The organism is Polaromonas sp. YR568 (assembly GCF_900116715.1).
Classification (GTDB): Bacteria; Pseudomonadota; Gammaproteobacteria; order Burkholderiales; family Burkholderiaceae_C; genus Polaromonas.
The window spans coordinates 208,805-227,943 of record NZ_FPBM01000003.1; the positions used below are offsets into that span (position 1 = coordinate 208,805).

The 19,139-nt window shown below is 64.0% G+C and carries 12 protein-coding genes; all 12 read right to left on the reverse strand.

What is annotated here, in order from left to right; all coding sequences use genetic code 11:
- Window positions 1-2 precede the first annotated feature (2 nt).
- Entirely contained in the window at window positions 3-530 is a 528-nt protein-coding gene (locus BM408_RS08465; protein WP_092128933.1) for a hypothetical protein, read from the reverse strand.
- Window positions 527-1,102 carry a hypothetical protein gene (locus BM408_RS08470; protein ID WP_092128935.1) on the reverse strand — a complete coding sequence of 192 codons (576 nt, stop codon included), beginning with the start codon at window positions 1,100-1,102 and terminating at the stop codon, window positions 527-529. The genes BM408_RS08465 and BM408_RS08470 overlap by 4 nt, the downstream gene beginning before the upstream one ends.
- Complete coding sequence (locus BM408_RS08475) at window positions 1,099-1,650, reverse strand: hypothetical protein (RefSeq protein WP_092128937.1); 552 nt, start codon at window positions 1,648-1,650, stop codon at window positions 1,099-1,101. The genes BM408_RS08470 and BM408_RS08475 overlap by 4 nt, the downstream gene beginning before the upstream one ends.
- Window positions 1,650-2,465, reverse strand: a complete 816-nt coding sequence (locus BM408_RS08480; RefSeq protein WP_139237324.1) for a hypothetical protein — start codon at window positions 2,463-2,465, stop codon at window positions 1,650-1,652. Before BM408_RS08480 ends, BM408_RS08475 begins: the two co-directional genes overlap by 1 nt.
- Entirely contained in the window at window positions 2,446-4,134 is a 1,689-nt protein-coding gene (locus tag BM408_RS08485) for a GspE/PulE family protein (RefSeq protein ID WP_092128941.1), read from the reverse strand. The genes BM408_RS08480 and BM408_RS08485 overlap by 20 nt, the downstream gene beginning before the upstream one ends.
- A 2-nt stretch (window positions 4,135-4,136) precedes the next feature.
- On the reverse strand, window positions 4,137-5,318 hold the full coding sequence (locus tag BM408_RS08490; RefSeq protein WP_092128943.1) for a type II secretion system F family protein: 1,182 nt from the start codon (window positions 5,316-5,318) through the stop codon (window positions 4,137-4,139).
- Window positions 5,319-5,373: 55 nt separating this feature from the next.
- On the reverse strand, window positions 5,374-5,799 hold the full coding sequence (gene gspG, locus BM408_RS08495) for a type II secretion system major pseudopilin GspG (RefSeq protein ID WP_092129505.1): 426 nt from the start codon (window positions 5,797-5,799) through the stop codon (window positions 5,374-5,376).
- A 336-nt stretch (window positions 5,800-6,135) separates the two neighbouring features.
- Entirely contained in the window at window positions 6,136-8,760 is a 2,625-nt protein-coding gene (locus BM408_RS08500) for a PQQ-dependent sugar dehydrogenase (RefSeq protein ID WP_092128945.1), read from the reverse strand.
- Between the two features lie 287 nt (window positions 8,761-9,047).
- Window positions 9,048-13,007 (reverse strand): Ig-like domain-containing protein, encoded by a 3,960-nt coding sequence (locus BM408_RS08505; protein ID WP_092128947.1) that lies wholly within the window; start codon window positions 13,005-13,007, stop codon window positions 9,048-9,050.
- Between the two features lie 972 nt (window positions 13,008-13,979).
- Window positions 13,980-16,541, reverse strand: coding sequence for an ABC transporter permease (locus tag BM408_RS08515; RefSeq protein WP_092128951.1), 2,562 nt, complete (start codon window positions 16,539-16,541; stop codon window positions 13,980-13,982).
- A gap of 78 nt (window positions 16,542-16,619) precedes the next feature.
- A complete protein-coding gene (locus BM408_RS08520; protein WP_092128953.1) occupies window positions 16,620-18,182 on the reverse strand; it encodes a C13 family peptidase in 1,563 nt (520 codons plus the stop codon).
- Window positions 18,179-19,087, reverse strand: coding sequence for a formate dehydrogenase accessory sulfurtransferase FdhD (locus BM408_RS08525; RefSeq protein ID WP_092128955.1), 909 nt, complete (start codon window positions 19,085-19,087; stop codon window positions 18,179-18,181). Before BM408_RS08525 ends, BM408_RS08520 begins: the two co-directional genes overlap by 4 nt.
- Window positions 19,088-19,139 lie beyond the last annotated feature (52 nt).

Consider the following 19,139-nt stretch of genomic DNA (forward strand, 5'->3'; position numbering starts at 1 on the left):
GGTCAGCTGTTTCCGAAGGTTAAGGTTTGCTTGATGGCCAGCGGCAGATAGGTCAGCACGATGTGTGCGGTATCAATGCTTTCCACGCGGTAGGTCTTGTCGATAACGTCGCCTTTTTTGACGCTGTAAGACTGCTCTCCCTGCATCAGGTGAATGGTGACCGGCCCCGTCTCGCCCTGCTGCATTTTTCCGATGTAGGTAAAGGGCAAAGGCGGCGCGCTGGGTGCGGCCGGCGGTGCCTCTGCGGCGGGTGGCGGGGGCGCCACCCAGCTGCGGCCGGCGAAGGCGTCCTGGTTCGGGCCGGCCGGCGCCCGGCGGGAGAGCCTGTCCAGCAACAGCACCGGCGTGCCATCCGCAGAAGCTTCGCGGCGGGACGCCTGAGGCGCACGCTCGGGCCTTGCCGCTGCGCTCACATCCGGCTCCGGCCCATCCCCCTCGCTCTCGCTCTGGCTGACCCACACGGTTGCAGCAAGCGTGATGCACAGCGCAAGGCCAAGCACCAGATGGCGGGGCGTGAGTGCCGTGCTCATGGCGCCTCCACCAGGAACAGGGTGAACTTGATCTGGGACTCCAGCGTGGTGTCGCCGGCCTTCTGGCGCTGGAAGGACACGCTGTCCAGCGACAGGTAGGGAATCTCGGTCAGCGCCTGCGACATGAATTTGCGAAGCTGCGAATAGTCGCCTTTGACTGGCAGCGCGATTTCGTACATCGACAATTTGCCGACCCTATCGCGCACCAAGCGGTAAGTCCCTTGGTCAAGCTGAACCTGATGGACGGCGGCCATGCCATGCAGTTTCGCCAGGTCATCCGGGGCCTGGCTGCTCTTGGGGAAGAAGCGGTAAAACTCCGCCAGCTGCCGCACCGGGTCGGAGGGCTTTTCGCGTGTGCCACCGGCGGCGGCTGTAGAGCGTGCGGCCTCGCGTGCGGCGATATCGCTTGCCAGTGCAGCAGAATCGGCAGCCACAGGCAACACCGCGACCGCATAAAACAGCAGCGAGGCAAGCAGGATGGCGGCACCAGCGGCACCGGGCAGGCCGACAGCGCGGTGCACTTCGCGCGCATGCCAGGCCAGGCGGGGCAGCATCTTGCCTTGCACGCTCATTTTGCGGACCCCAACGCCTTCTCGCGCCACACAGCCTGCACGGAAAAGCGCAGAGGCTTGTCCGGGTCTTGCTCTTGCACCTGATGGTTGATGATGTGGGTGTCGGACAGGATGGGCTCGCGCCCAAGCCGCTTCACGTAGGCCACCGCGCTGGGCATGTCTTTGGCTTCCGCCGCCAGGCTGACCATGCGTTTTTGCGCATCGGGCTGGATTGCCAGCAGAGCCACCGTCTCGTGGCTGGAACCTTCAACCGCCTCGAACAACGGGCCCCAGGGCAGGTCGAGTTGAAGAATGACTTCGTTGGCACGTTTGATCTCGGATTGCGCCTCCTGCAGGGCAGCGCCGCTCAAGGTGGTGTGGCCGGCCTGGTACTGCTGCGAACGCTCAAGCTGCCGGTGCCGCGCCTGCAGCGCTTGCTTCTGGTCTGCGTAGTGCACATAGAGGGCGGGCATTGCGGCAGCGACCAGCACCGCCAGCAGCAATATCGCCAGGCCGGCGCGTTTGGCCGCCACAGGCCTGGGGATGTAGTCAAGGTCCAGGGCGCGCATCAGGCGGCTCCGCTCATGGCCATTGAATACGCCGCATCACCCGCGGGCGAAAAACCCGCAAGCGGCGCAAGGTCCAGCGACTCAAAGGGCAGGCCTGCCGCCGTTGCCTCGCCAGGCGCATGCAGATAGATACGCGCGTCCGGCAAGCCGGCCAGCAAGAGCTCGCGCCTGAGCAGCGGCGCGAGCTCGTGCGAGAGTTCATTGCGCAGCGGCAGCGTCCGCACGGCGAACCAGCCATCCTCGCCGGCCATCAGCAGGCCGACCCTGCGCGGCTCGGCCACCACCAGGCAGGTGTTGGCTGCCGCCAGTTGCTTGCGGTACTGGTTGAACACCGACATCAGGTAAGGCTGAACAGAAAACGGCCGCACGCCCGCGCCGTGGCAGGCCTGCACGATGGCGTCAGGCAATGACATGTCTACCGCGCTGGCCAGCGATGGTTTTCCGTAGGCATCGTCACTGAGGCGCACCGCCCAGCCGCCGGCCGCGCTGCCAAACAACTTTTCAAAACTGATACGCGCCATAGCCTGCCGTTCTTCGGCGCCGGTGACCTGGTCCGACCAGGGCAGCAAGGCATAGCGCACAAAATGGTTGGACAACACGATGGTTGCATCGGCGCCCTTTGCCTCCAGTTCCCCCAGCCCTTCGGCGAGCGCGCGGACAGCGCCATGCCAGGGCTGCGTGTCTGACGGGTCGGGCTTACTGGCCCAGGCAAGCTTTTTCTCAATGGCCGGTTTGCGGCCGCGCGTCATCAGCACCGCGGCCACGGCGTCGGGTGCGAGCGAGATGCAGAGGCGCCTACGCCACAAAGGTGACACGGTTGATCTCCTGCAGTGAAGTTTCGCCGGCGCGGACCAGGTCCACCGCCGCGTCGCGAAGGTAGCGGGTGCCGTTGCGGCGGGCCGCGTCCTTGATTTTTCGTATCGGCTCCCTGGCGACGATGAGCTCGCGGATTTCGTCGTTCAGGTGCAGTATTTCGGCGATCGCCTTGCGGCCCTTGAACCCGCTGCCCCGGCACACGCCGCAGCCCAGGCCGTGCTTGAAGACAAAACCGCCCGCCTCCGCAGGGTCTATGCCGGAGTCCAGCAGCAACTGCGGCTCGGGCTGGTAGTCGGCGCTGCAGTGGGTGCAGATCACGCGCAGCAGCCGCTGCGCAACGATGCCGTTGAGCGCCGACACAAAGCTGTAGGGATCCACCCCCATGTGCATAAAACGCCCGATGACGTCGAACACATTGTTGGCATGCACGGTGGTGAACACCAGGTGGCCGGTGAGCGCGGACTGCACGGCGATCTGCGCAGTTTCGGAATCGCGGATTTCGCCGACGAGAATCTTGTCGGGGTCGTGGCGCAGGATGGATCGCAACCCCTTGGCAAAGGTCAGGCCCTTTTTTTCATTGACCGGAATCTGCAGCACGCCCGGCAATTGGTACTCGACCGGGTCTTCGATGGTGATGATCTTGTCGTGGCCGTGGTTGATCTCGGTGATGGCCGCGTAGAGCGTGGTGGTCTTGCCGCTGCCGGTGGGGCCCGTGACCAGCACCATGCCGTAAGGCTCATTCGACAGTTTGCGCATTACCGCCATGGAGCCGGCGTCAAAGCCCAGGTAGTCCAGGCGCAGGCCTTGCACCTGGTCGGCCAGCTGCTGCTTGTCGAGTATGCGCAGCACGGCGTCTTCACCAAAAATACTGGGCATGATGGACACGCGGAAATCGACTTCGCGGTCTTTGATGGACACCTTGAAGCGGCCATCTTGCGGAACGCGCTTTTCGGCGATGTCGAGTTCGGCCATGACCTTGATGCGCGAGATCACCTGCTCGGCAACCTCCAGCCCCGGCGTAGACCCCACCTTGGACAGCACGCCGTCGATGCGGTATTTGATGGACATGCCCGAGGGCGCCGTCTCCAGGTGGATGTCGCTGGCCTGCGACTTCAGTGCGTCGTAGAGCGTGGAGTTCACCAGCTTGACGACCGGGCTGGTGTCTTCACCGATCGACTTCAGCGACAGCCTTTCCAGCGAGGCGTCCAGCACAACGGATTCGGCGCCGCGGTCCAGCACACCGTCGATGGCGCGGGCGGTTTCTTCGTGCTGCGTCAGGTAGGCGGCAATGTGCGTGGCATGGACCAGGCAGCTTTCAAAAGGCCGGCGGATGAACTCTTCCGCCCATGGCGCGAGGGCGGCATTGAACGGATCGGCAAAGACCAGCAGCAGCGCGCCGTCCGCCTCGCGAAAAGCCAGGCACTCGCGCGCGATGGCGTCGTTAAAGGGCACGACATCAAACGCCGGCTGCAGGCGGTGCAGGCTTTGCATGTCTAGCACCGGGTAGCCCACGGTAATGCCGAGCCTGTGCATAAAGGTCTCGGCATCGGCGCCCAGGCGCTCCTCCAGCAGCCGGACCAGGCGCAGCGAGGTGCCCCTCACCTCGGCGCGCACCTCGGCGATGAGGGCCGCCGGAATCGCCTCGGCGCCAATATCAGGTTGCGACATATTCATTGGATATTGCCCGCCAGCTCAAAAATGGGGAGGTACATCAGCAGCACGATGAGGCCGATGACCAGTCCGATGAAGGTCATCAGCAGCGGCTCGAAGAGGCGCGTGAACCAGTCGACCCAGCGTGCCATGTCGTCGTCATAAAAGCTGGCGATGCGCTCGGTCATCTCGCCCAGCTTGCCGGTGCGCTCGCCCACGCGCAGCATGCGCAGGGCGACTTCGGTGGCCAGCCCCTGGCTGTGCATGGACTCGGACACCGACTGCCCTTCGCGGACTTTGCGGCAGGCGCCTTCCAGGTTGGCGCGCAGGCCGGGCTGCAGCAGGCCGGCCACCATCTCCAGCGCCGTTACCAGCGGAATGCCCCCGCGCAGCAGCATGCCCAGCGTGCGGTAAAACCGGGCCAGCTGGTACACCCGCATGCGCTCGCCGATGGCGGGAATCTTCCACATCGCCTGCATGACCCGCCTGCGCGTGGCGGGGCGCGTCGCCCAGAACACCGCGGCGCCCACGGCGAGGAAAAGCACCAGGCCGATGGCGGCGCCGTGGCCTTCAATCAGCCGGCCCCACTGCATCAACATGCGCGACATCCACGGCAGGTTGTCGCCCATGTCTTCATACACGCGGCTGAACTTGGGCACGACATAGGCCATCAGGAACACGATGACCAGGCTGCCCACGGCCATCAGCAGCACCGGGTAGATCGCGGCGCTGACGATGCGCTTGCGCACGATGTCGATCTGCTGCTGGTAGGCCAGGTAACGCACCAGCGCTTCGCTCAGGTCGCCGGTTTTTTCACTGGCCTGCACGGTGGCGACGTAGAGGGACGGAAAGACATCGGGGAACTGCTTCATCGCATGTGACAGCGGCTGCCCTTCCTGCAAGAGCCGGATCAACTGGCCGTAGACCTTGCGCGGGAGGTCGTGCTTTTCTTTTTCGGCGAGTGTCTCCAGGCTCTCCAGCAGGCTGAGCCCAGCGCCCAGCAGCGACAGTAGCTCCTGGCTGAACAGCGCCAGCGGAAAACGGTAGCGGCTGCGCAGGCCCCACGACACTTTGGCCCTGGATGAGATGACTTTGTAGCCCTGGCTCTCGGCCTTGCGCACGATCTCGTCCGGGCCTGTGGCGTCGTAGCTCAGCATCACCACGCCTTCCGGGTCGCGGTAGGCCTTTACCTGGTAGAGCACGGCAGCCCCTTCGCCTGTTGGAGACGTCCATCCGGAAAGCGCTTGGTCAGGGGCATCACCAGTTGCCGATATCCGCGCCGTCGCCGCTGCCGCCGGGCTGGCCGTCTTTTCCGTAAGACAGCAGATCGAACTCGCCTTTCTGGCCGGGCCGTCTGTAGACATAGGGCTTGCCCCATGGATCCATGGGCACGGCTTTCTTGAGGTAAGGCCCGCCCCATTTGGTTTCGCCGGAGGGGCTGGTCATCAAGGCGCCCAGGCCCTGTTCACTGGTCGGGTAGTGGCCGGTGTCCAGGCGGTACTGGTCGAGCGCTTTTTCAAAGGCATCGATCTGCGCGCGCGTGGTCTTGATTTCCGATTTGCCGATCTGGGCGAAATACCGCGGGCCGACGTAACCTGCGAGCAGGCCGATGATGACCATCACGACCAGCAACTCCAGCAAGGTGAACCCTGCTTCCTCTTTTCCGGGCACTGTGCGATGCATGGAGAAAATCCTCAAGGCGGGGAACATACGGTCATCGGATCGCGGACAAATTTTTCGCCTGACCAGGCAATGGCTCAATGAACTTCCACCCTGCGGATCACTGAGCCTGATCGAACTCAATATAACCTCGGCTTCGCTGGAAGCGCTGTTGTTTTTCACTCGGAAGACTAGCGTTTTCATCCTTGCATTTCGCATTTTCCAATCACCATTTCCGCATTCAATTTTTTCTCTGCGTGCTTGAATTCAGGCGCTGTTTTGCAGCACCAGAAACACTCACCCATAGCCAAGCCGGGCGACCGCAAAAAGCAGCCGCCCGGCTGGGGTGAGCGCAGTCAGTTACTTGACGATGACTACATACATATTGCTGTTTCCGTTGTTCAATGCGCCCATCGACACGGTCCCTATGGGCAGTGATTTTTTATAGAGGCTCACCGGGCGCGTGACGGTGGTGCTTTCACGCACGACCAGGTTGACGCCGGTGTCCACCCATGTCGCGTCCAGCCAGGCCGGGCGCGTGACGCGGTCGTCCAGGCCCACATACACATCGGATGCGGCAGTGAGGTTGAAGCTCACCAGCGGGCTGCCGGTGTAGGTCTTGGAGTCGTTGGCCGCCTGGAGCCAGGTGCCGCCCGCCACAATCGCCGGAACGGTGTCTATGGTGAAGGCACGGTCGCCATAGGCGATGTTGCCGGCCTGCAGGTTGGTCTGCACGGACCAGTCGACGGCATTGGCCGTGTCCAGCACTGAGAGGCTGGTCACCGCATTGCAGCCGGTCACCCGGGCGCCGGCCCAGTCGGCATGGTCTTTGGTGTTGCCGTCCGCGGCGTCGGTCACAACCAGCCGCAGCTCGTTCTTGCCCGCGACGCTGACATTGGCCAGCTTGCGAAGGTCGCTGCCGCGCACGATGCCGCTGTCGTAGACCTTCACGCCGTCCAGATAGACCTGGAAGATGACCGTGCCGGCGTCGCCCGCTTCGTCATCGATGCCGACGTCAGCAACGAAGTTGCCGCTGCAGGCGCCGCCCAGGTTGTAGCGCAATTCGGAAGGCGCATGCACGCCCAGGCCCTTGGCATAGGTGATGCCTGCCAGCGACATGGTGATGCCGTCCGCAGCGCCGGCTTCGCCATTGCTCTTGTCCTTCTCGTAAGGGCCCCAGCCGTTGACCGGCGTGCCTGTCGGCGTCATGTCGCTGAGCATCTTGCGCGGGTAGATGTCACGTATCGTGGTGTGCGTGAGGTTGCCCGAGTCCTTGACCGTCAGCGTGAAACGCAGCCAGGTGTTGCCGGCGTCCGCTTCAAAATCGGGCAGCACGAAGGAGCCGCTCTTGGCGCCGGTGGTGGCGGCCATGAAGGGGTGGCTGTGCGTGTCGTGGTGAAAGTCGACCTTCCAGGTGAAGGCGCTGGCCGGCAGCGAACCGTCCTCGGCGTCGGTTCCGGTGGCCGAGTAGACGATCTTGTCGCCGGTGGCGTAACCGCTGCCGGTGGTCGGGTTGTCTATGCGCCCCACCGGGAACTGGTTGGTCGTCACCGTCAGCACGGCGGCCGTCGACACCGTGGTGCCGGACGCATTGGTCACCGCCGCGGTGAAGGACACGCCGTTGTCAGCCGTGGCCACTGCCGGGATGGTGTAGCTGGCCGCGGTGGCGCCGGAAATATTGGCGCCGTTGCGCCGCCACTGGTAGCCGGTGGCGCCGGTGGCGACCACGCTGAAGGTCACCGGGCTGCCGACATAAATGGTCTGGCTTTGCGGATTGGTGGTGATCTGCGGCGCCTGGCTGCCGGTGTACTTGATCTTGCTGACCGTTCCCGCGCCTACGGTGGGGTTGCCGGTCTGCTGGTTGCGGGCCAGGTAGTAGAGGCTGCCGTCAGGCGCCAGGCCGATGTTGACCGGGTTGCCGATGCCCGTGGCAAAACCTGCGGGCGTGGCCGGGTTGGCCGGGTCCAGCACCTTGATGGTGCCGTTGCAGAAATCCGCGAACAAGTACTTGCCTGTGTAGGAGGCCGGGAACTGATTGGTCAGCGGGTTGTAGAAGGCGCCGCCGCTGATGGAGCAGCCGCCGCTGTGCGAATAGGCGTAGACCGGGTTGGTGAAACGCGCGTCGGTCGAGTTGCCTTCGGCGGCGGGCCAGCCGTAGTTGGCGCCTGCCAGGCCGCGGTTGATTTCTTCCCAGGTGCCCTGCCCCACGTCGTTGACATACATCAGGCCGGTGCCGGGCTGGATGTCAAAGGTAAAAGGGTTGCGAAAGCCGATGTTCCAGTTGGCGGTGTAGGCGCCGGCCGTCGTGTAGTAGGGGTTGTCGGTCGGAACGGTGCCGTCCTTGTTGATGCGCAGAATCTTGCCGAAGGGGTTGGAGAGCTTTTGCGCGTTCGAATTTTCAAAGGTCTGGACGTTGTCTTCATGGTTGCCCACGGCGACGTAGAGCTTGCCGTCCGCACCGAAGCGCAGCGCGCCGCCCATATGCCACTTGGTCGCAGCCGGTATGGTGGGGAGGTCACGAATGGTCGTCAGGCTGCCGGCCACCACGGTGTCGCTGCCTTCGGTGACACGCATGATGCGGTTGAAGCTGCTGGTGCCGTTGGTGATGGAGCAGTAGATGTAGACGTAGTGGTTGGTCGCGAAGGACGGATCGGTGACGATGCCCAGGCAGCCGCGTTCATTGGTCGAGTCCACGTTGGCGACGGTGGTGAAAGGGGTGGTCAGCATCACGTCGTTCTTGAGGATGCGGATCACGCCGTTTTGCTGCACAACCAGCACGCGGCCATCGGGCATGACGGTCATCGAGGTCGGGCTGGTGAGCCCGCTGGCCACCTGGGTGTCGGTGAAGCCCGCCGGAACGCCGGCGGCCTGCACGGGCGAGCACATGGCAAAGGAGGCAAAAACAGCGGCGGTCAATGCCGCCCTCCAGGGCACCAGTGCCGATACAAAGCCGCGAGGCCTTGCGGGTTTGGGATTTGCTGACATGAAAGTCTCCTGTTCTTTGTTTCGTTGTTTCGTTACTTCGTTGCGAAGAAATCAATTTCGAAAACAACTCCCCTGCCGCCCTGGTTCGCGGCATGTATGGGAGCCTGACTTCCCGGCGCACGCCCCTGCGTGACGCCTTATTCCGCCGCTATGGGCTTTGCGACTTTCCGTGCGGCGCGAAGTCGCGCGCCGCTGCCGCAAAAAACTGGCGCCCCTGCCGGCGGGCAAAGCCGCCTGGGTCTTGCCGGCTCGGGAATCCTGTGCGCAAGCGCATCACGCCGTGCCTCTTACTTGACGACGATGGTGTACATGCCGCCGCCTGTGCCCGAGGGGCCGAGGCTGACCGTGCCCGCCGCGAAGTTCTTGCGGTACAGCGTGAAGTTGATCGGCGTGCCTTCGTTGTTCACCAGCTTGACGGCTGTGTTGGTCCAGCCGGTCATCCAGGACTGCTGGCCGACGCGGTCGTCTATGGCCAGGTAGACATCGGCCGCCTGGTTGATCGTGAAGGTCACCACCGGGTTTGCCGTGAAGGCCTTGGAGTCGTTGGCCGTGCGTATCCATTGCGAGCCGGCCACCAGCGCGGGAACGGTGGTGAAGGTGAAGGTGCGGTCGCCGTACTGCTGGTTGCCCGCCTGCAGGTTGGTGCGCACCGACCAGTCCACCGCATTGGCCGTGTCTTTGACCGAGAAGTTGCTGATCACGGTGCTGGCAGGGACATCGCTGTCGTCGATCTGCTGCATGTAAGACACCAGCTGGTTCATCTCGGTGGCGGTGAGCGCGGCTACGTTGCCGTGCTTGCCGGTGGTCTTGGCGTTGTTCAGCACGTCCAGCAGCGTCGCGGCCGAGCCGTCGTGCAGGTAAGGTGCCGTGCTCCACACGCCTCTGAGCGTGGGGGTGTCAAAGCCGGTCAGCGTCGCGCCCATGCGTTTGCCGGACGAAGGCTTGATGGTGCCGACGTCGAACAGGGTGCCTGCCGCGCTGTTGGTGAAGTCAGCGCCGGAGTGGCAGCTGATGCACTGGGCCGTGCCCCTGAAGATCGCCTGGCCGGCGACGCCGTCGGCGGTGAGCGAGCCGTCCGGGTTGCGGAAGGGACTGCGCCCGACGGTGGACAGCGAGGTGACATAGGCCGCGAGCGCGTCCAGCTCGGGGCTGACGCCGGCCTTGTTGTCACCCAGCGGCGTGTTGCGCGTACCGGTGTTGAACGCCGCGTCGCTCATGAAGCCGGTGCCCAGGAAGCTGTTGCGGATGTCGTGCTCGAAATCCTGGATCTCGTTGAAGTTGCCTGTCCAGTGCACGCGGCCCTGGCCGGTGCCGCGGCGGCCGTTCAGCGAAATCGTCTTGCGCAGGCCTTCGCCGCGATCGGTGAAGTCCATGACACGACCGTCGGTGCTGCCGTCCTGGTGGCAGCTGGCGCAGCTGATGTACTTGTCGCGATTCATGCGGCGGTCGTCGGCGTTGTAGAAGATCTGCTTGCCTTGCAGCACGTTGGCGGGCAGGAGCTCGCTAGACACCGTGGCAATGTCGGCCAGCTTGGGCGCGCCGTTGGAGGTCGAGTTCAGGATGCCGCTGACGTCATACACCGAGACCGAGCGCGACATGAAGTTCTGCACAAACAGCCGCCCGCTTGGCGTGATCACCATGCCGCGCGGCGCACGGCCGACGTTGATGATGCCGGTGCTGATCTGCCGGGTGTAGGCGTCCAGCACCTCGATCTGGTTGGTGCCCTGCGTCGAGACGAAGGCGTAATCGCCGAGCGGACTGAAGAGCACGAGGTTGGCCATCTCGCGGTCGTTCAGGTCCAGGCGGGAGGCCAGCACTTCCGCGTTTGTCGTGAGGTCGATCTGCGACACGATGGTGCGCACGGTGCTCTCGAAGGTCAGCGGGTTACCGTCGCGGAAGGTGCCGCGCAGGGTGTTGTCCTTCTTGGACGGAATCCAGGCGCGTTTGCCGTCAGGCTGTATGGCCACCGAGTTCAGGTAGTTCGGCACACCGCGGCCCGATGCCTCGGTGTCCGGCCCGGGGTCCGTCGCCAGTGCGATGGTGCGGGTCACCGTGAAGGCTGAAGCGCTGACTTCCGTCACCTGGCCCTGGGTTGTTGGCGAGATGAAGCGGGTGACGAAGATGCGCGACGAGTCGCCGGTGATGGCGATGCCCCGTGGTGTGGGCCCCACAGAGACCGTGCCTTGCAAGGCGCCGGTGGTCGGGTTGAGCTTGACCAGGTTGCCGGTGCCCTGCAGGCTGACATAAGCAGCGCTACCGTTGCGGCTGAAAGCCACGCCGAAGGGACGCGAGCCGGCGGCCAGCGCGATGGTCTGCGCCACCGCGCCGGTGTCCGGGTTCAGGATGCTGATGGTGCCGGAGTTGGCATTGGCCACCCAGATGCGGCCGTCAGGCGCTTGCGCCAGGGTCTGCGGGTTCTCGCCGACCGGCACTTCCAGTGACTTGGTGTTGGCGGTCGAGCTGATCGCGGTGACGGTGTTGTTGTCCGAGTTCACCACCCAGATCCGGCTGCGCGACGAATCAAAGGCGATGGTGGAGGACGACGTGGGCGCAGAGGCCGTGGGCACCGTGTGGATGGTCTGGTTGGCCGAGCAGGTGCTGGTGACCGTGCCGCTGCGCACGCTCAGGATCACCGGGTAATGCCCCGGGTTCGCGTAGGTGTGGGTGGCGGTCGATGTTGACGAAAACGCCGTGGTCGTGCCGTCGCCGAAGTTCCACGAATACTGCAGGCTGCTGCCCGAGGTCGTGCCGGGATTGAAGGTGACGCTGGTGCTCACCGGCACGGCCGCGCGCGTGTTCAGGGTGCAGCTGGCGGCGGCCGAGCCGGCCGTGGTGAAGCTGGACGTGAAGGTGGTGGGCACGCCGTTGCCAGCGTCGTCTTTCATGCCGCCGGCTGAAATCACGACGTCATAGATGGTGCCCGCGACCAGCGGCGAATTCGGCGAGAAATTGACGATGCCGGACTGCGCGCTGTACTTGCCCGCCAGCGCCGAGCCGCCGCGGGGCCGTACGATGAAGGTGGTGTTGTTGACGGTGCGCAGGTCGACGTTGTCGGTGAGGGTGATGCCGATGCGGCTGGTCAGCGCCTGGTTGGTCGACGCGTTCTTCGGCGAAATCATATTGACCGAGGGGCCGGTCACATCGGGCCCGGTCTGGTGCGCCACGATGGCGCTGCCGTTGCCGTGGTCGTTGCCGATCAGCACCAGGTTGCCGAACACGGTGCCGAAGTCCTCGTCGCGGCTGGCGAGCCCCGAGGTGGCAGAGCCGGCAATCGCGCCGGTGGACAGGTTGACCTTGACGTATTTGGTGGAAAAGCCCGCATGCGCAAAACCATCCTGAATGGACACGTAACCGCCCTTGCCGCCGTTGTCGGGGGACTGCGCGGTCTGCGTAATGACGGCGGGGTTGCTGATGTCGTAGACGTGCAGGCGGTTGTCGGTGCCTGCCGTGATGAGACGCTCGCCGTTGACGATGCCGCTGTATTGGCCGGCGGCTGAACTGGTGGAAGCCAGCAGCTTGGGGTTCAGCGGGTCGCTGATGTCCATGGTCGCAATGCCCGACTGATCCATGCTGGTCATGACCAGCAGGTTGCCGACGGCAAATGTCGGGCCGACGCGGAAACCGCCCCAGGTGCTGGTCGGTATGGTCTTGACGTGGACCGGGTTAACCGGGTCTGCGGCGTTGATGATGTACAGGCCGTTGCCCGAACCGCCTATATACATATAAGGTGCCTGCCAGAACACCCACCAGTTGCCCAGCGCGTAGTCGGATTCGGCGATGCCCGGAAGCGTCATGTATTTCAGCAGCACCGGCGAAAGCGGATTGGTGAAATCCCAGAACTGCACGCCGTTGATGGCCTGCATCGCCGCGTGGCGCCCGGTGAAGCCGAAACCGTGCGGCTCGCGCAGGGTGGGAGCGTCTACCTTCTTGACCTCGACCGGCGCGCGCGGGTTGGAGATGTCCCAGAAAGCGAAACCGCCGCCGGACACACCCGAGTCCTTGCCGAAAGGCACAAAGAGGTAGCCGTCATACATCATGACGGTGCCCTCGCCCCGCTGGTTCGGGCACTGCTGCACACCGCCCGAGATGGTGCAATTGCTTTTGAGGATGGAAAGCGGCTTGAAGATCTGGTCCGTGGTGTAGGTCAGATTGCCAAGCCCCGGCCCCGCAGCGTAAGCCGCCGGCGGCAGCAGAAACGACAAGGCGAGGAGAATCATCGCCAGGGGCGACGTGCGTGCACTGCTCATGAATGTCTCCGTTATGGACACGGCATTAGTTATTTCGGGTTGTTCTGCAGCGGGACCGTGTCCCCCGCTACCCCTGTTTTCTATCGACTACTGAATCACCGAATGAAACGTGTTAGAATAATTATTCTATTTTTCACTTTCATTAGAATTTTCATTCTGACGTCGTTTATAGGGGTGTTTCAGAACGGTGTCAAGACTGTTTTCATTGAGTGGGGTTGGGGTTTTGTGGGTTTGGGTTGTGGTTATTTGGACGAATTGATGCCATTTCGGCCCAGCGGAGGCCTGCCCCTGAGAGGGGTGTTGGTGATTTGATGGGGGTGCTCTTTGCTGAGGCTTGCTGGCCGGGAGTGGCCCGGCGGCCAGTAACTTTCTTTTGCTTCGCCAAAAGAAAGTCACCAAAGAAAAGGCGACCCGCAGTCTGGGTCCCTACGCTTCGCTACGGGCAACCTGCGGTGCTCGAGTCAAGCGGGGTCAAAAACAACTCGCTTCGCTCAAACAAGTTTTTGCCCTGATCCGCTTGCCTCTGCGCTCCTCGGCCCAGCCAGGACGGGGCAATCGGGAGCGGGAACCGAATACCGAAATACCAAAGACAAATACCGACAAGGACTCGCCGTGGCGAGTCCTTGTTTCTTCAGGTATTCGGGGTTTTGTCTTCGGCTGTTGGCTGTTCGGTATTCCTTCCCCACCCCCTTCTGTCTGCGCCGAGGAGCGGAGGGCCAGACGGATCAGGGCAAAAACTTGTTTGAGCGCAGCGAGTTGTTTTTGACCCCGGCTGGACCGAGCACCGCAGGTTGCCCCGGAGCGAAGCGCAGGGGACGCAGACAGTAGGGTCGCCTTTTCTTTGCTTACTTTCTTTTGGCGAAGCAAAAGAAAGTGAGTCGCATACCGGGCGACCCCGGCCAGCCGCCCTCAGCGAAGAGAACGCCCATCAAATCAACCACAGCCCCGACCGGAGGGTCAAAGGCGTCCGTGTTACTGCGCCTTCCTAAGCGTCTCCACCACCGGTGTATTCAAAACAGACCGCAACCCCCACCACCCCGCCGCCAAAGCCAGCACCGCCCCGGCAAGGCTGCCAAAAAGCGGCACAGTCCAAGACCCAGTCCAGTTGAAGTCAAACACAAACCGCGCCAACCCCCACCCCACAGCCAGCGCAACAACGGACGCCAAAAAGCCAGCCAGCAACCCAACACCAGCCAACTCGGCCCGCTGCACCTGCCGCAGCAAGGAAGCCCGCGCCCCAACCGCCCGCATGATCGCGAACTCCTTGGCACGTTCTTCACGCGTGGCGGTGATGGCGGCAAACAGCACGACCAAACCGGCGGCCAAGGTAAAGCCGAACAAAAACTCGACAGCGCGTATCACCTGGTCCAACACCCGCTGCACCTGCGCCAGCGTGCTGCTCATGTCGACATTGGTGATGTTGGGAAAAGCCTTGACCAGACTGTTGTCAAAGCTCTGCGGGCGCGGCTGACCGGGCGTGGCTGCTGCGGGCTCGGGCGCGCGGAAGGCACTGATGAAGGACACCGGCACATCGGCAGGCAATTTGGCCACGGTGTACATCACAAAGAAGTTGACGCGCATCGAACCCCAGTCCACCTTGCGCAGGCTGGTGATTTTGGCTTCGCTGAGCTGGCCGCCTATGTCAAAGCGCAAGGTGTCGCCCAACTTCAGGCCCAGGGTTTTGGCCAGGCCGTCTTCGACGCTGACGGCATCTTTTTCGCCGGGAGTCCATTGCCCGCCGCTGACCTGGTTGTGGCCGGGCATGTCGGCGCTGTTGGACAGATTGAACTCACGGTCGACCAGGCGTTTGGCGCGGTCGTCTTCAAAGTCGTCGGGGGTGACGGGTTTGCCGTTTACCGCCACCAGGCGCCCACGGATCATGGGGTACCAGTCGAACTTTTTCACGCCGCCGTCGCGCAGTGCCTGCTGAAAGGCATCGCCCTGATCGGGCTGCACGTTGATGACAAAGCGGTTGGGCGCGTCGGGCGGCGTGGCTTTGCGCCAGCTGCTGATGAGGTCGGTGCGCAGCAGCACCAGCAGCATCAGCGCGAGCAAGCCCACGGCCAGTGCGCTGGTTTGCACCACGGCATATACCGGCCGCGCCGACAGCTGGCGTGTGGCCAGCACCAGCCAGCGCGGGGCGGTGGCTTCATTGACGCTGGCGCGCAGCAGCTTGACGGCGGCAAAACTGGCGGCGGCAAACACCAGCACCGCGCCGGCAAAACCGCCGACTGCTATCAGGCCCAGTTTCAAATCGCTGCTGGCGGCCACCAGCAAGGCCGCGAAGCCGAGCACACCCACGCCCAGCACCGCGAGCGAGGCGGGCTTGAGGTTGCCGACATCGCGGCGGATGACGCGCAGCGGCGGGACTTGCGCCAGCTGCAGCACAGGCGGCAGGCCAAAGGCCAGCAGCAAGGTGAGGCCCATGCCCATGCCAAAGGCGACGGGCCAGAAGGTGGCAGCGGGCAGCACGGTTTCGACCAGGCCGGCCAGCAGCAGCACAAAGCCGTAGTGCACCGCAAAGCCCAGCGCCACGCCGAGCGCGCTGGCAAAAAGGCCGGCCAGCACAAATTCAAACGCGTAGGCCAACGCGATGGTGCGCTGCGGCTGGCCGAGCACGCGCAGCATGGCGCAGTCGTCCAGGTGTTTGGTGGCAAAGCCGCGCGCCACGATGGCCACGGCCACGGCGCTCAGCAAGGCCGCAAGCAGCGCGACGAGGTTGAGGAATTTCTCGGCGCGGTCCAGCGTCTGGCGCATTTCGGGGCTGCCGGATTCCAGCGACTCCAGCCGCACGCCGCGTATGCCGGATTCGGCGCCGGGCTTTTTGATTTCGTCGGTGGCCCACTTCACATAGGCCTTGACGGCCTGGTCGTTTCCGGCAACGGCAAAGCGGTAGTTGGTGCGGCTGGCGGGCTGAATCAGGTTGGTGGCCTTCACGTCGGCGTCGTTGATCATGACGCGGGGCGAGAAGCTGATGAAGCCGGCGCCGCGGTCGGGCTCCTGCACGATAACGCGAGTGAGCTTGAAGCTGCTGTCACCCATGAGCAGCGTCTGGCCGAGTTTGAGGCCCAGCCCGTCGAGCAGCGAGGCGTCGGCCCAGGCGGTGCCGGGGGCTGGCACGTCGCGGGTGTCTGCGCCGGGGCCTTCCAGTGTGTCGGCCACTTTCAGGCTGCCGCGCAGCGGATAACCCTCAGGCACGGCCTTGAAGGCGACCAGCTTGCTGGCGCCGCCGTCTTCGTCGCGCGCGCGTCCCATGGTGGGAAAGGTGACGGTGGAGATGCCTTTGAGGCCCAGCGCCTGCGCCTTGGCGATAAAAGCCTCGGGCGTGACGCCGTCGCTGCGCACCACGGCATCGCCGCCCAGTAGCTGGCGTGCGTCGCGCTGCAGGCCGCCTTTGAGGCGGTCGGCAAAAAAGCCCACGGCCGTGAGCGCCGCAACGGCCAGGGTGACGGCCACGATGAGCAGGCGCAACTCGCCCGCGCGCAGGTCGCGCAGCATGGTTTTCCAGCCGAGCTTGATGAAAAGGGTGTTCATGAAGCGACCATAACGCAAAGTCCACATCCCCTGCGGGATGGCCGGGTTTATAGCCGGGTTATCGCGCCCCGGGCGGGGTCAGGGCCGGATGGCGCTGGCGGCGGGTGCGGGCGCCGGGGTAGCGGCGACGACGGGCAAGGCGTCCAGCCGCTTTTCAAGCGCGCGCAGCACCGGGCTGATACCTGCGCCGACCTGGATCTGCGGGTTGGAAAATCCGTCGTCCTTGCCGGCGTCGATCTCGCGCTGCTTGATGAGCGGCACGGCGCGGGCAAAAGCCTGCTCAAAGGAGTGCGTCTTGCGCAGCTGCTCGTCAAACATGGCGCGGCCAAAGAAGGTGAGCTCGGACAGGCGCCCGCAGCCGTAAGAGGTGTGGGTGGCGTCGGCCGCCGTCATGACCAGGGTGGTGTCGCCGGCCAGCGCGTCGACCCAGCCGCCCGAATAGCAGGCCGAGATGGCGATGACACGGTGGCGAATGCCGGCCTTGTCGAGCGCCTCACGCAACTCAGTAGGGCTGAGCGGCGGCACGCGCAGCGGCCAATGGGAGGCGGCAAGCTTGAAGTCGCTGGCGCCGTGCGAGGTCATGTAGACCACCAGCACGTCGTTGTTGCGGTCCATGCGCTGGGCAATCGCGTCAATGGCGCGCTGCAGATTCAGCGTGGTGGCCCAGGGGTGGGTTTGCGTGGTGGTGGCGTGATTGACCAGATGCACCACCCGGCCTTCGGCGTCAAAGCGCTCGGCGAGCACGCGGCTGACCATGCTGCTTTCGCGCAGGAACACGTCTTCCGCCGCGTAGGGCGCAAACACCAGGCCGTAGACATCGGTGACGCCGGGGCGCTCACGCGCGATGGCGGCCATCGTGCCTTCCCACAGCGCCTGCTGGGCTTCAAAGGTTTCCTGGCTCAGGGAAAGGCGTGGCCGGCTGTCTGCCGCGGCATCACGCTCATAGTCTTGCTGCCACGCGCGAGAGTCGAACTGCCAGGCGCCCAGGCCGGTGCAAGCCACCAGCGCGAGGGCAAATACCCCCGCGCGCGCGGTGAGCCCGGTAAAACGCACCACCAGCAAAATCGCCGCACCCAGCGACCAGCCGGTGAACACCGCATAAAGCACCCAATACAGCCAGGCCTCCTGGAACACCGGGCCCTTAAGCCAGCCGTGCGCGATGGAGGCCATCAGGCTTTGGTACACCAGCGTGTTGGGAAGGGACGCGATGACCCACAGCACAAATGCGGCGCCCACACCGACCGGGCGTTGGGGCTTTTCGCTTTCACTGCCCTGCTCAGCTATTTCCACCTTATCTGCCGTATCTGCCGGCAAGGCCCACCACGCCAGGCCAATGAAAAGCCCGGCCGACCACCAGGCCGACAGCCAGGCCTGAACGTCCAGACGCGCGGGGCCGGCAATCTCGATCCGGAACAGGGCGACCTCCATGGCCACCACCAGTGCGGTGAGGATGAGCGCCTGCAGCGGCGTCGGCGTGCGGCCGGCGACCCGGGGCATCAGGAAAACGCCAGCGCGCAGGCCTTCCACAAACCATTTGAGCAGGGAAAGACGGGGTGTGGACGCCGCAGCGCGCTCCTCTTCCATCACGGGGCCAGGCAAGGTAGGCTGGTCGTCGGCGCTGCTGATGCCGGTGTCGGTCATGGTGCGGTGGTGGATGAAGATGAGGAAGACACAGGCTTGGCACCGGCCAGCTCAGGCTGCAGCTTGAGGCGCTGCGGGTTGGCATAGCAGACAAAACGCTTGTTGGTGGCGCGGCCGATGGCGCACAGGCCCACCGTCTGCGCGACCTGGTGCCCCATCTGCGTGATGCCGCTGCGCGAGACCACGATGGGCACATTCATCTGGGCGGACTTGATGACCATTTCGCTGGTGAGGCGGCCGGTGGTGTAGAAAACCTTGCCCGCTTCAAGCACTGCCGGATTGTTCTGCATGGACATCCAGCCGGCGATAGTGTCGATGGCGTTGTGGCGGCCTACGTCCTCCACAAATAGCAGCATCTCTGGATCGCCCCCCGTCATCGCGAACAATGCACACGCATGCACAGAGCCTGCGGATTTGTACGTCGTTTCTTTCAGTCGTATGGTGTTGACCAGTGAGTACAGCTGGGCCTGCGTGATATGTGCGTCGGCGGACAGCACGATCTCATCGACCTCGTCCATCAGGCCGCCAAACACACTGCCCTGCCCGCAACCGGTGGTGACCACACGGCGCGAGGTTTTTTCTTCAATGTCTTCAATGCCGTGGCGCGTCTTGACGGCGGCCGCGCCCACATCCCAGTCGACGGTGATGGAGTCGATGTCGGCCACATCCTTGACGAGCCGCTGGTTGCGCAGGTAGCCCAGCACCAGCAATTCAGGGTTGGCGCCCAGCGTCATGAGCGTGACCAGCTCGCGCTTGTCGACATACACAGTCAGCGCGCGCTCAGCGGGGATGGCGATTTTCTGCGCTTCGCCGTATTCGTTGACGGCATCGACCTCGCAGGTCAGGGGCGCCTGGGCCGTGGTGAGGCGCGGGAGGCGGGAAAGAGTCGGTGGCTGGGCGGGCATGAGGGGGAGACTACAACAAAAAAGCCGGCCCCTTGCGGAGTCGGCTTTTCAG